At 53.5% G+C, this 12618-nt stretch carries 10 protein-coding genes and 3 rRNA genes; 9 read left to right on the forward strand and 4 right to left on the reverse strand.

From position 1 onward, the window contains the following. The first annotated feature begins 38 nt into the window (after positions 1 to 38). The 6 genes from secB to ruvX all read left to right on the forward strand — a co-directional run bounded on the left by secB (position 39) and on the right by ruvX (position 4246). Positions 39 to 539 (forward strand): protein-export chaperone SecB, encoded by a 501-nt coding sequence (secB, locus tag QEN58_RS00170; RefSeq protein ID WP_280105255.1) that lies wholly within the window; start codon positions 39 to 41, stop codon positions 537 to 539. A gap of 3 nt (positions 540 to 542) precedes the next feature. Then, positions 543 to 1307 carry a 16S rRNA (uracil(1498)-N(3))-methyltransferase gene (locus QEN58_RS00175; RefSeq protein ID WP_280105256.1) on the forward strand — a complete coding sequence of 255 codons (765 nt, stop codon included), beginning with the start codon at positions 543 to 545 and terminating at the stop codon, positions 1305 to 1307. A 127-nt stretch (positions 1308 to 1434) separates the two neighbouring features. Next, on the forward strand, positions 1435 to 2127 hold the full coding sequence (locus QEN58_RS00180) for a CvfB family protein (RefSeq protein ID WP_280105257.1): 693 nt from the start codon (positions 1435 to 1437) through the stop codon (positions 2125 to 2127). A gap of 77 nt (positions 2128 to 2204) precedes the next feature. Further along, positions 2205 to 3161 carry a glutathione synthase gene (gene gshB, locus QEN58_RS00185; protein ID WP_280105258.1) on the forward strand — a complete coding sequence of 319 codons (957 nt, stop codon included), beginning with the start codon at positions 2205 to 2207 and terminating at the stop codon, positions 3159 to 3161. 72 nt (positions 3162 to 3233) lie between these two features. Further along, positions 3234 to 3791, forward strand: a complete 558-nt coding sequence (locus QEN58_RS00190) for a YqgE/AlgH family protein (RefSeq protein WP_022520996.1) — start codon at positions 3234 to 3236, stop codon at positions 3789 to 3791. Beyond that, positions 3791 to 4246, forward strand: a complete 456-nt coding sequence (ruvX, locus tag QEN58_RS00195) for a Holliday junction resolvase RuvX (protein WP_280105259.1) — start codon at positions 3791 to 3793, stop codon at positions 4244 to 4246. Before QEN58_RS00190 ends, ruvX begins: the two co-directional genes overlap by 1 nt. A 49-nt stretch (positions 4247 to 4295) precedes the next feature. Here the strand turns inward: ruvX and QEN58_RS00200 are convergent, their stop codons facing one another. Beyond that, positions 4296 to 5321 carry an aspartate carbamoyltransferase gene (locus QEN58_RS00200; RefSeq protein ID WP_280105260.1) on the reverse strand — a complete coding sequence of 342 codons (1026 nt, stop codon included), beginning with the start codon at positions 5319 to 5321 and terminating at the stop codon, positions 4296 to 4298. A gap of 585 nt (positions 5322 to 5906) precedes the next feature. Between QEN58_RS00200 and QEN58_RS00205 the strand changes: the two genes are divergently transcribed. From QEN58_RS00205 to rrf, 3 genes are all read left to right on the forward strand, one after another. Continuing rightward, positions 5907 to 7439, forward strand: a 16S ribosomal RNA gene (locus QEN58_RS00205). Positions 7440 to 7725: 286 nt separating this feature from the next. Further along, positions 7726 to 10618, forward strand: a 23S ribosomal RNA gene (locus QEN58_RS00210). A 151-nt stretch (positions 10619 to 10769) separates the two neighbouring features. After that, positions 10770 to 10885, forward strand: a 5S ribosomal RNA gene (gene rrf / locus QEN58_RS00215). The 16S, 23S and 5S rRNA genes sit together here, the layout of an rRNA operon. Before the next feature lie 180 nt (positions 10886 to 11065). Here rrf and QEN58_RS00220 read toward each other — a convergent pair. The 3 genes from QEN58_RS00220 to flgM form a co-directional block, all read right to left on the reverse strand. Further along, positions 11066 to 11806, reverse strand: a complete 741-nt coding sequence (locus QEN58_RS00220) for an SDR family NAD(P)-dependent oxidoreductase (RefSeq protein ID WP_280106872.1) — start codon at positions 11804 to 11806, stop codon at positions 11066 to 11068. Between the two features lie 77 nt (positions 11807 to 11883). After that, a complete protein-coding gene (locus tag QEN58_RS00225) occupies positions 11884 to 12333 on the reverse strand; it encodes a flagella synthesis protein FlgN (protein WP_280105261.1) in 450 nt (149 codons plus the stop codon). A gap of 13 nt (positions 12334 to 12346) precedes the next feature. Further along, a complete protein-coding gene (flgM, locus tag QEN58_RS00230; protein WP_280105262.1) occupies positions 12347 to 12613 on the reverse strand; it encodes a flagellar biosynthesis anti-sigma factor FlgM in 267 nt (88 codons plus the stop codon). Positions 12614 to 12618 lie beyond the last annotated feature (5 nt).

The following is a 12618-nucleotide window of genomic DNA, read 5'->3' on the forward strand; positions in this document are numbered from 1 at the left end:
ACGTTACCTTTATTTAATTAACAATCAGGAGTTTTCTCATGGCGGAAGATAACAATACCCCGCAGGCGGGTGCCGCGGCAGACGAAAAACCGCAGCTCAAATTCTCGCTGCAGCGTATTTATGTAAAAGATATCTCGTTTGAGGCGCCCAATTCGCCCTCGGTGTTTAAGCAGGCGTTCAAACCTAAAGTGAACCTGGATCTTAATACGACCAGCACTAAAATTGCTGATGATCAGTATGAAGTGGTGGTCAAAGTCACTGCCCAGGTGAACGACAACGAAACCGGTACCACCTCTTTCCTGGCCGAAGTTGAGCAGGCGGGTCTGTTCCGTATTGCCGGTATTGAAGGTGCGCAGTTGGAGCAAACCCTAGGTGCCTTCTGCCCTAACCTGTTGTTTCCCTACGCCCGCGAGTGCGTGGATAACCTGGTCAACCGTGGTGGTTTCCCGCCGCTGATGCTGGCGCCGGTTAACTTCGAAGCGATGTACGCCCAGCGTAAGCAGCGCGAAGCCAAGCAAGCAGAAGAGAATACCCACTAAGCCATGTCAGGAACGCACGCCGCTGATTGGTATGCCTTGCATGGCAAAATGCCACGTCTCTATGTGCCTGCTGCTTTCGTAGCAGGCAGTGACGTCGTACTGCCTGACGGCCCAGCGCGCCACATCACTCGCGTGCTGCGCATGGGTGAAGGCGCGCCGCTGGTGCTATTTGACGGCCAAGGTCTTGAGGCGGGGGTGCGTTTGGCAGAAGTTAGCCGCAAGCAGACGCTCGCGCGTGTCGAAGCGGTATGGTCGGGCAGTGGTGAATCGCCGCTGTCGGTCCATCTAGGCCAAGCCATCTCTAAAGGCGACCGAATGGATTATGCCATTCAGAAAGCCGTCGAGTTGGGCGTTTCGGCGATTACCCCGCTGTATACCGAGCGCGGTGACGTGCGTTTAAAGGGCGACCGTGAAGATAAAAAGCTCGCTCATTGGCAGGCGGTGGCGGCCAGCGCCTGCGAGCAGAGTGGCCGTGCGGTGGTGCCCCAAGTGCATACACCGATGCCGTTATCGACATGGCTTGAAGAACGCCAGGAGTCGCTGCGCTTGATGCTGCATCTAGCGACTGGCAATGCATTCGATCGCCAAGACCGCCCGGCGTCGGTCGCGCTGCTTATCGGCCCGGAAGGCGGTTTGAGCGAGAGCGATATCGCCGCTGCCCAAACCGCTGACTTTACGCCGCTGACACTCGGCCCGCGGGTGTTACGTACGGAGACGGCACCGGTGGTGGCCCTTTCGCTGCTGCAACACTACTTTGGCGATTTGTAAGTACTTACTATTAGTGAAAGCCACCTATCATCAAGCGTAGCTGTTTTTTTTACTCTCCTCCTGCCGCGCTTTGCCTTATCTATCTTAGGCACCATAATGTTTATCTATTTCTTTAAGGACGACACCCATGGTGCGTGAGTCACACTCATCCCCCCGATCCGCCAGCGATGCAGCCGCCCAGTTGGGAGAAGTGGCGTACCTGACCGTCACGGCCGTCAATAACATCGGCGCGTTTTTGCAGTGGGGGCAGCCGAAAGATGTGTTGCTGCCGTTTAGCGAGCAGCACTTCCGCCCTGATCCCGGCAAACGCGTACTGGTCATGCTGTATAGCGACGACCAGGGTCGGCCAGTGGCGTCGATGAAGCTGGATCGTTTTTTGACCGATGACGCCTGGGCCATGGAAAAAGGCGACGAAGTCGCCGTCGTCGTGGCGGAGCGTACTGATCTGGGTATGAAGGTGGTGGTGAATCACCGCTACTGGGGGCTTATTTACCAGGACGATGTCACTCAGCCACTGCGCCGTGGTCAATCAGTCAAGGGCTACGTAAAGCAGCGTCGAGAAGATGGTCGCCTAAATATCTCGCTGCTACCGCCAGGTGTTGCTCGTTTAGATGTGGTGGGCGATAAAATACTGCAGGCACTGCGTGAAAGCGGTGGCTATTTGGCGCTAGGGGATAAAAGCCCTGCCCATGAAGTTAAAGCACGTTTAGGGGTGAGTAAAAGCGCCTATAAACAGGCCATTGGGCGGCTTTATAAGCAGCAGCTAATCACTCTGGAGCCTGGCGCTATTCGCCTCGTGCCTGGTGCGCTCAGCGAGTAGTTAGCTGGGGCAGTTGGAGCCTCGCGGGCAGTGCGGCATACTGGTCCTCTATTGTTCATGTTTGGATAGTGCCCCCGATGAGCCAATCAAATCTGCATCTCGGCGTTGTGATGGATCCCATCAGCGACATCGCTTACAAGAAAGACACCACCATGGCCATGCTATGGGCCGCCCAGGAGCGCGGCTATACCCTGCACTATATGGAGCAGGAAGACCTTTTCTTGAATGCAGGACAGGCCTACGCACGTATGCGCCCCTTAACAGTGCATCGCGATCCGAACCACTGGTATGACCTGGGCGAGCCCTCTGCGCGCCCACTGGTTGAGCTGGATGTGGTGTTGATGCGTAAAGACCCGCCTGTCGACGCCGATTTTACTAACGCCGTGCACTTGCTGGGCTTTGCTGAGCGTGAAGGTGTCCTGGTGGTTAACCCCACGTCGGCGCTGTTGCAGTGTAATGAAAAGCTGTTTGCGCAGCAGTTTCCACAGTGCTGCGCACCGACGCTTGTGGCCAGCCGTGACGATGTTCTGCGTGCCTTCCATGCGGAGCACGGCGATGTCATCTTCAAGCCTCTGGATGGCATGGGCGGTACCGGCATTTTCCATATTGGCCCGGAAGGCCGTAATATCGGCGCGGTTATTGAGCAGCTTACCTTGCGCGGCCAGCGGCAAATTATGGCTCAGCGCTACCTGCCGGAAATTAAGGATGGCGATACGCGTATTCTGTTAGTCGAGGGTGAGCCCGTTCCCTTTGGTTTGGCGCGTATTCCCTCGGCCGGCGAAACCCGTGGCAATCTGGCCGCCGGTGGACGAGGGGTAAGCCGCGAGCTCACCGAGCGTGACTATTGGCTTATTCAGCAGGTGCAGCCAATGATTCGTGAAAAAGGGCTAATGTTCGTGGGTCTAGATGTCATCGGTGACTATATTACTGAAATCAACGTCACCAGCCCTACCTGCGTGCGTGAAATTGATGATCAGCGGGGCACCAATATTGCCGGTTTGCTGCTGGATGCTATCGAGCGCCGCTTAGCCTAAGCACGGCTTAACTCTTATAATGACACTTATTACGCTATGCCTGCCGGGATGTCAGCAGGCAGTGGGAGACGCATGCAAAGTTTGAAACATCACTTTCTAATGGCTATGCCGCATTTAGAAGATCCTAATTTTGCCGGTAGTCTGATTTATCTTTGCGATCATGATAACAACGGTTGCATGGGGGTGATTACTAACCGACCGTTAGAGATCACGCTCGAGGCACTATTTGATCAGTTGGAATTAGGCGGTGAAACAAGTCCACACCGTAATGCGCCGGTTTATTACGGCGGGCCGATGCATAAAGACCGTGGCTTCATTCTGCATGTCGGCGATAGCCAGCAGTGGGACTCGAGTATCCAGGTGGAGGATGGCATTGCGCTGACCACCTCGCTGGATATTCTGCAGGCCTTTGCCGCTGGCGAGGGGCCCGAGCACTTTTTAGTCTGCTTAGGCTGTGCGGGCTGGGAAGTTGGGCAGTTGGAAGAAGAGTTGAAGGAGAACAGCTGGCTAACGGTAGAAGCCGAGAGCAGTGTGCTCTTCAATACCCCGCCCGTTGAGCGTTTAACCGCTGCGGCTGGTTTACTGGGTATTGATCTTAACCTGATGACCCGAGACGCGGGGCACGCCTGATGGCCGAAGCGGGGCAGCGGTTAATCCTGGCCTTTGACTACGGCACTCGGCGTATCGGTGTGGCGGTGGGCAACGAGCTGCTGCGCAGTGCGCGCGAGCTCACTCCGCTTACGGCAAGGGATGGGATTCCCGATTGGAATGTCGTGTCACGGCTACTTAACGAGTGGCAGCCGGATCTGTTAGTGGTGGGGCTGCCGCTTAATATGGACGGCAGCGAGTCAGAGATGAGCACCCGCGCTCGCAAATTCGGTAATCGTTTGCATGGTCGTTTTGGTAAACCGTGTGAAATGGTCGACGAGCGTGGCACCACGCGAGAAGCTAAGCTAATTGCTCGCGAGGCGGGCCATAAAGGCAATTATCGCCAAGACAGCGTCGATGGCATTGCGGCCATTCTTATTCTTGAGGGCTGGTTTGCCCACCAGGAAGGCTTGCCTGGCGGGCGCCTTTCTTTGTAAGTCCTAATAAGTCCTAACTTGAAATTTTCTACCCTTAAACTTGTGCACTTTAACGATCCAACGTGCCCGTTTGGGCCGGTACGTACCAGCGCACGGGGCGTAGCTCTTTTTCGATTAGCTCATCGACTTGGAGCAGTGTCGCGAAAATCGCCATTCGCATGGGAATACCGTTATCGGTTTGGCGGAAAATCGCCAGACGCGGGTCGCCGTTAAGGTCGATATTTAAATCATTCGCGCCGGGGCGGCTATCCCTGGGCAGCGGGTGCATCACAATGGTGCTTTGGCTGCAGCGGTGATCGAGAAAATCGCGGTTAACCATAAAGTCGTCAGAGAGCCCTTGGAAACTCTCATTCATCTCATCGGTAAAGCGCTCCTTCTGAATCCGCGTGGTGTACACCACATCTAAATCGGCAAAATCACTCGCGAGTGAATCGCGCTGCTCAATGCGGTGGCCGCGAGAGGCGACTAAGTCAATCAGTTTGGAAGGCATCTCAAGGCCCGGCGGCGACACCAGGGTAATGCGCAGCGGGTCATAGAGTGATAAAAGCTTAATCAGTGAATGGACGGTCCGGCCGTACTTCAAGTCGCCGGTAAGTAAGATATGCGCACCGGTCAGCGATTTACCCAGGCGCTGAAACTCTTTATCAATCGTATAAAGGTCAAGTAGTGCTTGGCTGGGATGCTCGCCAGGGCCATCACCACCATTAATCACCGGTACATTGGTCGCTGCGGCAAATTCAGCTACTGAGCCTTGGTCGGGGTGGCGCATTACAATGGCGTCGCAGTAGCCGCTCATTACACGGCTGGTATCGTATAGTGACTCACCCTTCGCCATTGAGGAGAAGGTGAAACCCGTGGTGTCGCAAACGCTGCCGCCTAAACGGCAAAAGGCAGCATTGAAGCTCACCCGCGTACGGGTGCTTGCTTCAAAAAACAGATTGCCGAGTACCGCCCCTTCCAACACGCGTGTCACTTGGCGTCGCTGAGCGATTGGCTCCATGCGTGCAGTTACACGCAGTAAATGATCAACGCTTTCGCGGTTTAATGAGTCGACAGTTAGCAAGTGGTGGCTCATGGCGGACCTCAGTAAGGTGGTAGATAAGGTTAGTGTAACCGCCAATGGGGGGAGTGCCGAAGGGCTTTCATTCGTTACAGGGTGCTAATCTGTAATTTTCTTACAAAACCCCTTGCCAACCCGTCAGCGAAACCGTAAAGTACGCATCCGCTGCCGGGGACGCCTAGCGTTACCAGCGGTGAATGAGGTGTAAAAGCCTTGGTTTGTCAAACAGTTACCGCTTCTGCGATAGCTCGCGGTTTTGGATGTTGTCAGCATCACATCGAAAACAACGCCCTTGACAAACGCTAGGAAGTGCGTAGAATACGCCTTCCTCGCTGCGGCAAGCCAAGTCAACGGTAAGCCGGTTACTTTTACAGTAACTACCCAGCGAAACAGCTCTTTAACAATTTGATCAGGTAATTCATGTGGGCGCTTGCTGACGTTGGTGACAAATCACCAAATATCAAGGCAAGCGACTCAAGCAATAAGGTTTTGAAGGATTCGTCCTTTGGAATCTGTTTTGAATGAATTCGTTTGAACCTTGAGCCAAGTTTGGTTCGCTTCTGTCACTTTCGGGTGGCAGGTAAGAACCGCATAGATCTTAAACTGAAGAGTTTGATCATGGCTCAGATTGAACGCTGGCGGCAGGCCTAACACATGCAAGTCGAGCGGTAACAGATCTAGCTTGCTAGATGCTGACGAGCGGCGGACGGGTGAGTAATGCATAGGAATCTGCCCGGTAGTGGGGGATAACCTGGGGAAACCCAGGCTAATACCGCATACGTCCTACGGGAGAAAGGGGGCTCCGGCTCCCGCTATTGGATGAGCCTATGTCGGATTAGCTAGTTGGTGAGGTAAAGGCTCACCAAGGCAACGATCCGTAGCTGGTCTGAGAGGATGATCAGCCACATCGGGACTGAGACACGGCCCGAACTCCTACGGGAGGCAGCAGTGGGGAATATTGGACAATGGGGGCAACCCTGATCCAGCCATGCCGCGTGTGTGAAGAAGGCCCTCGGGTTGTAAAGCACTTTCAGCGAGGAAGAACGCCTGGTGGTTAATACCCGCCAGGAAAGACATCACTCGCAGAAGAAGCACCGGCTAACTCCGTGCCAGCAGCCGCGGTAATACGGAGGGTGCAAGCGTTAATCGGAATTACTGGGCGTAAAGCGCGCGTAGGTGGCTTGATAAGCCGGTTGTGAAAGCCCCGGGCTCAACCTGGGAACGGCATCCGGAACTGTCAGGCTAGAGTGCAGGAGAGGAAGGTAGAATTCCCGGTGTAGCGGTGAAATGCGTAGAGATCGGGAGGAATACCAGTGGCGAAGGCGGCCTTCTGGACTGACACTGACACTGAGGTGCGAAAGCGTGGGTAGCAAACAGGATTAGATACCCTGGTAGTCCACGCCGTAAACGATGTCGACCAGCCGTTGGGTGCCTAGAGCACTTTGTGGCGAAGTTAACGCGATAAGTCGACCGCCTGGGGAGTACGGCCGCAAGGTTAAAACTCAAATGAATTGACGGGGGCCCGCACAAGCGGTGGAGCATGTGGTTTAATTCGATGCAACGCGAAGAACCTTACCTACCCTTGACATCTACAGAAGCCGGAAGAGATTCTGGTGTGCCTTCGGGAACTGTAAGACAGGTGCTGCATGGCTGTCGTCAGCTCGTGTTGTGAAATGTTGGGTTAAGTCCCGTAACGAGCGCAACCCTTGTCCTTATTTGCCAGCGAGTAATGTCGGGAACTCTAAGGAGACTGCCGGTGACAAACCGGAGGAAGGTGGGGACGACGTCAAGTCATCATGGCCCTTACGGGTAGGGCTACACACGTGCTACAATGGCCGGTACAAAGGGCTGCGAGCTCGCGAGAGTCAGCGAATCCCTTAAAGCCGGTCTCAGTCCGGATCGGAGTCTGCAACTCGACTCCGTGAAGTCGGAATCGCTAGTAATCGTGAATCAGAATGTCACGGTGAATACGTTCCCGGGCCTTGTACACACCGCCCGTCACACCATGGGAGTGGACTGCACCAGAAGTGGTTAGCCTAACGCAAGAGGGCGATCACCACGGTGTGGTTCATGACTGGGGTGAAGTCGTAACAAGGTAGCCGTAGGGGAACCTGCGGCTGGATCACCTCCTTAAACGATGCGTCACAGTCAGTAAGCGTCCACAATGAATTACCTGATCAGATAGCTGTGATATGAGCAGTGATAAGCGAACGCTTTTCTAGCTTAGAAAAAGAAAAAGGTCTTCTTTTTTTAATGTGAAAAAAACGCTTATCACTGCTTATAGCAGTCGCTCTTTAACAATGTATATCATGCTGACAAGAACACTTCGCAAGAAGTGGTCTTAAATTGTGATACGCGTCAGCGTATCCGGCAAAATGAAACGTGATTATTGCGATATCCAGACTCCTTCGGGTTATAGGGTCAAGCAATTAAGCGCACACGGTGGATGCCTAGGCAGTCAGAGGCGATGAAAGACGTGGTAGCCTGCGATAAGGTTCGGTGAGGTGGCAACAACCTGTGACCCGGACATTTCTGAATGGGGAAACCCACTGACCATAAGGTCAGTATCTTACACTGAATACATAGGTGTAAGAGGCGAACCAGGGGAACTGAAACATCTAAGTACCCTGAGGAAAAGAAATCAACCGAGATTCCCCTAGTAGCGGCGAGCGAACGGGGACCAGCCCTTAAGCATGTGAATGATTAGGCGAACAGATTGGGAAGTCTGGCCGTAGCGGGTGATAGCCCCGTAGTCGAAAATCTGATCATGTGAAATCGAGTAGGTCGGGGCACGAGAAACCTTGACTGAAGACGGGGGGACCATCCTCCAAGGCTAAATACTCCTGACTGACCGATAGTGAACCAGTACCGTGAGGGAAAGGCGAAAAGAACCCCGGAGAGGGGAGTGAAATAGATCCTGAAACCGTGTGCGTACAAGCAGTAGGAGCAGACTTGTTCTGTGACTGCGTACCTTTTGTATAATGGGTCAGCGACTTATATTCAGTGGCGAGGTTAACCGTATAGGGGAGCCGTAGGGAAACCGAGTCTTAACTGGGCGACACAGTCGCTGGATATAGACCCGAAACCGAGCGATCTATCCATGAGCAGGGTGAAGGTTGAGTAACATCAACTGGAGGCCCGAACCAGGATCTGTTGAAAAAGATTTGGATGACTTGTGGATCGGAGTGAAAGGCTAATCAAGCTCGGAGATAGCTGGTTCTCCTCGAAAGCTATTTAGGTAGCGCCTCACGTAGTACCGCCGGGGGTAGAGCACTGTTTCGGCTAGGGGGTCATCCCGACTTACCAACCCGAGGCAAACTCCGAATACCGGTGAGTAACGCGTGGGAGACACACGGCGGGTGCTAACGTCCGTCGTGAAAAGGGAAACAACCCAGACCGTCAGCTAAGGTCCCGAAATCCTGGTTAAGTGGGAAACGATGTGGGAAGGCTTAGACAGCTAGGAGGTTGGCTTAGAAGCAGCCATCCTTTAAAGAAAGCGTAATAGCTCACTAGTCGAGTCGGCCTGCGCGGAAGATGTAACGGGGCTAAACCAGGTACCGAAGCTACGGGTTCATCCTTTTAGGATGAGCGGTAGAGGAGCGTCGTGTACGCCAATGAAGGTGGATTGAGAAGTCTGCTGGAGGTATCACGAGTGCGAATGCTGACATGAGTAACGATAAAGGGAGTGAAAAACTCCCTCGCCGGAAGACCAAGGGTTTCTGTTCGACGCTAATCGGAGCAGAGTGAGTCGGCCCCTAAGGCGAGGCCGAAAGGCGTAGTCGATGGGAAACGGGTCAATATTCCCGTACCGGACATGGTTGCGATGGGGGGACGAAGAAGGCTAGGTGAGCCAGGCGTTGGTAGTCCTGGTGAAAGTGAGTAGGCTGGGATCTTAGGTAAATCCGGGATCCTTTAAGGCCGAGACACGAAACGAACTGACCACGGTCAGGAAGTCACTGATGCCACGCTTCCAGGAAAAGCCTCTAAGCTTCAGATCATGTGCGACCGTACCCCAAACCGACACAGGTGGTCAGGGTGAGAATCCCAAGGCGCTTGAGAGAACTCGGGTGAAGGAACTAGGCAAAATGGTGCCGTAACTTCGGGAGAAGGCACGCCGGCGTAGGGTGATGAGACTTGCTCTCTAAGCCCGAACCGGTCGAAGATACCAGGTGGCTGCAACTGTTTATTAAAAACACAGCACTCTGCTAACGCGCAAGCGGACGTATAGGGTGTGACGCCTGCCCGGTGCCGGAAGGTTAAATGATGGTGTTAGCCGCAAGGCGAAGCTCTTGATTGAAGCCCCGGTAAACGGCGGCCGTAACTATAACGGTCCTAAGGTAGCGAAATTCCTTGTCGGGTAAGTTCCGACCTGCACGAATGGCGTAATGATGGCCACGCTGTCTCCACCCGAGACTCAGTGAAATTGAAATCGCCGTGAAGATGCGGTGTACCCGCGGCTAGACGGAAAGACCCCGTGAACCTTTACTATAGCTTCACACTGGACGCTGATGTTGCCTGTGTAGGATAGCTGGGAGGCTTTGAAACTCGGACGCCAGTTCGGGCGGAGCCAACCTTGAAATACCAGCCTGGCATCATTGGCGTTCTCACTCAGGTCCGTTATCCGGATCGAGGACAGTGTGTGGTGGGTAGTTTGACTGGGGCGGTCTCCTCCTAAAGAGTAACGGAGGAGCACGAAGGTACCCTCAGCACGGTCGGACATCGTGCATTGAGTGCAAGAGCATAAGGGTGCTTGACTGCGAGACAGACACGTCGAGCAGGTGCGAAAGCAGGTTCTAGTGATCCGGTGGTTCTGTATGGAAGGGCCATCGCTCAACGGATAAAAGGTACTCCGGGGATAACAGGCTGATACCGCCCAAGAGTTCACATCGACGGCGGTGTTTGGCACCTCGATGTCGGCTCATCACATCCTGGGGCTGAAGTCGGTCCCAAGGGTATGGCTGTTCGCCATTTAAAGTGGTACGCGAGCTGGGTTTAGAACGTCGTGAGACAGTTCGGTCCCTATCTGCCGTGGGCGTTGGATGTTTGAGAAGGGCTGCTCCTAGTACGAGAGGACCGGAGTGGACGACCCTCTGGTGTTCCGGTTGTCACGCCAGTGGCATTGCCGGGTAGCTATGGTCGGACGGGATAACCGCTGAAAGCATCTAAGCGGGAAGCCCCCTTCAAGATGAGACATCCCTGAGGCCTAGAGCCTCCTGAAGGGCCCAGCGAGACCAGCTGGTTGATAGGCACGGTGTGGAAGCGCTGCAAGGCGTTGAGCTAACGTGTACTAATGGCCCGTGAGGCTTGACCCTATAACACCCAAGGGGTCTGGTCGTGATGATGACGTTGATGAATGCCGGATACGCAGCGTGTGGCCCAAACGACATAACGTAAGGGCGGCAGGCGATAAGACGCACACAATTGAGTTAAAAACAGTCAGCATGATGTACATAGCCAGTTACGCCTGACGACCATAGCACGCGTGAACCACCTGATCCCTTGCCGAACTCAGAAGTGAAACCGCTTAGCGCCGATGGTAGTGTGGGGTCTCCCCATGCGAGAGTAGGTCATCGTCAGGCACCTATACCGTACCCCAGCTTCGAGAGAAGCTGGGGTATTTTAGTTGTGCGGAAGAAAACAAGGGGTCTCCCCATGGAGAGTCCCGGATGGCCGGCCCAGCCATCGTCAGGCACTTATTTAACAAGAAACCCAGCCACCCGGCTGGGTTTTTTGTATGCGTGGAAAAAAGCATCTCATACTTACCAATCAATAGGTTGGCCATTCCAGTCCCAAAAGGTACCGCTATCATCAGGCGTTCGCTGGGCGATAACTGACAGCAACTGCTCTGCTACAAATGTGGTCGTGAACAACTTCTCGTGAGGAACCCTTGCTTGAAAGGGTTTGGAGAGTGCCGTGTCGGTGGTGCCTGGATGTAGGCATAGCACTGTGGACTGCTTATTAAGTCGCTTGAGTTCTATGGATGCTGTCTTGAGCAGCATGTTATGCGCTGCTTTGCTGGCACGATAGCTATACCAGCCTCCTAACTGATTGTCCTCGATTGAGCCAACACGAGCGGAAAGGCTGGCGATCGCCGTCGGATGTGTCCCTTTGAATGAGTCTTGCAGTGCCGCTAACAATAAGACCGGCGTAAAAGCATTGATGTTCATTGTTTGGGTTAGATTTTCGACGCTAAGCTGATCTAGGCGCTTTTCAGGCAGCAGCTGTTGCGCTTTATCATGAAGGATGCCGATGGCATTGAAAAAGAAGTGAATGGGTTGGGCCGCTAGCTCTTTTTGAAGTGCCTTTCTACCTGGCTCTTGAGAGACATCAAGCATTAGGTGAGTGAGGCGGGGGTCATCAATTCGTGGTGGTTGGCGGCTAACTGCAATAATGTGGCCAACATGCGAGGAAGAAAGTAACTGCTTAATAATGGCAGCGCCTATTCCCCCCGATGCGCCGACAACCAGCGCTGTATAATGATGAGGCAGTAAATTGAACATGAAAAGCCTTTGAAATCCCGCCAATGAGGGCTTTCATTGAAACGTCATGCAGAGATTTTGTCGAGAGATTAGATATATTAGGCGGAAGCGTTGATTCTGCCCGGTTGGGCGCTATTACGACCATCCGGTTTATAAAGCGTTTTTTCTGCAATTTGACGGATATAATCCAGCATTGCTTGATTATGCTTCATGCGTACGGACAGCATCTGCCCCGTTAGCTCATTCATGCGCGAGGCTCGTTCGCTCTTTTCTAGCAAGCTTTCCCAAGCTGTATGACAGCCTGCATCTTGAGCAGCCGCTCTAGCGCCGTTAGCGCCCTCGGCATAGCCAAGACGTTCTTGTACATTGCGACGCAGGGTCTCAATACGCTCTAGTTCGGCCAGCAATGCCTGTTTATCCAGTGCAACTTGAGATAGGGCATCACCGTCAATATCACCTTGCGTCAATAAATTTTGCTCGCTGGACAACAACGATATGAGCGCATCAAGGCGCTGTTGTTGATTGGTAAGCAAGGATGCAAGGCTCATTTACAGGCTCCCCTTATAAATCTTTAAGATTGGCAATTAGGCCCTCGGCGATACGTTCCGCGTTCATTTCAAGGCGGCCCTCACGAATGGCGTCACGAATCTCTTCAACTTTGGCGCTATCGATATCTTGGGATTCATCGATGCTTGATTGGCTCAGTTGAGTAGATTCACGTGTTGTGCCACCCGGTGTAGCGGATGTAACGCTGTTAGCTTTTTGCGTTTCGTCACGCTGCTGAGCCTGGTTAGAGCGTAACAGCGGATTAATGTTATCAATGTTCACGTCGT

This window comes from Halomonas alkaliantarctica (assembly GCF_029854215.1).
In the GTDB taxonomy this organism is placed as follows: Bacteria; Pseudomonadota; Gammaproteobacteria; order Pseudomonadales; family Halomonadaceae; genus Vreelandella; species Vreelandella alkaliantarctica_A.

Excerpts from the sequence above, each read along its gene's own strand:
- secB (WP_280105255.1), top strand. The coding sequence starts at position 39 with ATGGCGGAAGATAACAATACCCCGCAGGCGGGTGCCGCGGCAGACGAA.
- QEN58_RS00175 (WP_280105256.1), top strand. The coding sequence starts at position 543 with ATGTCAGGAACGCACGCCGCTGATTGGTATGCCTTGCATGGCAAAATG.
- QEN58_RS00180 (WP_280105257.1), top strand. The coding sequence starts at position 1,435 with ATGGTGCGTGAGTCACACTCATCCCCCCGATCCGCCAGCGATGCAGCC.
- gshB (WP_280105258.1), top strand. The coding sequence starts at position 2,205 with ATGAGCCAATCAAATCTGCATCTCGGCGTTGTGATGGATCCCATCAGC.
- QEN58_RS00190 (WP_022520996.1), top strand. The coding sequence starts at position 3,234 with ATGCAAAGTTTGAAACATCACTTTCTAATGGCTATGCCGCATTTAGAA.
- ruvX (WP_280105259.1), top strand. The coding sequence starts at position 3,791 with ATGGCCGAAGCGGGGCAGCGGTTAATCCTGGCCTTTGACTACGGCACT.
- QEN58_RS00200 (WP_280105260.1), bottom strand. The coding sequence starts at position 5,321 with ATGAGCCACCACTTGCTAACTGTCGACTCATTAAACCGCGAAAGCGTT.
- QEN58_RS00220 (WP_280106872.1), bottom strand. The coding sequence starts at position 11,806 with ATGTTCAATTTACTGCCTCATCATTATACAGCGCTGGTTGTCGGCGCA.
- QEN58_RS00225 (WP_280105261.1), bottom strand. The coding sequence starts at position 12,333 with ATGAGCCTTGCATCCTTGCTTACCAATCAACAACAGCGCCTTGATGCG.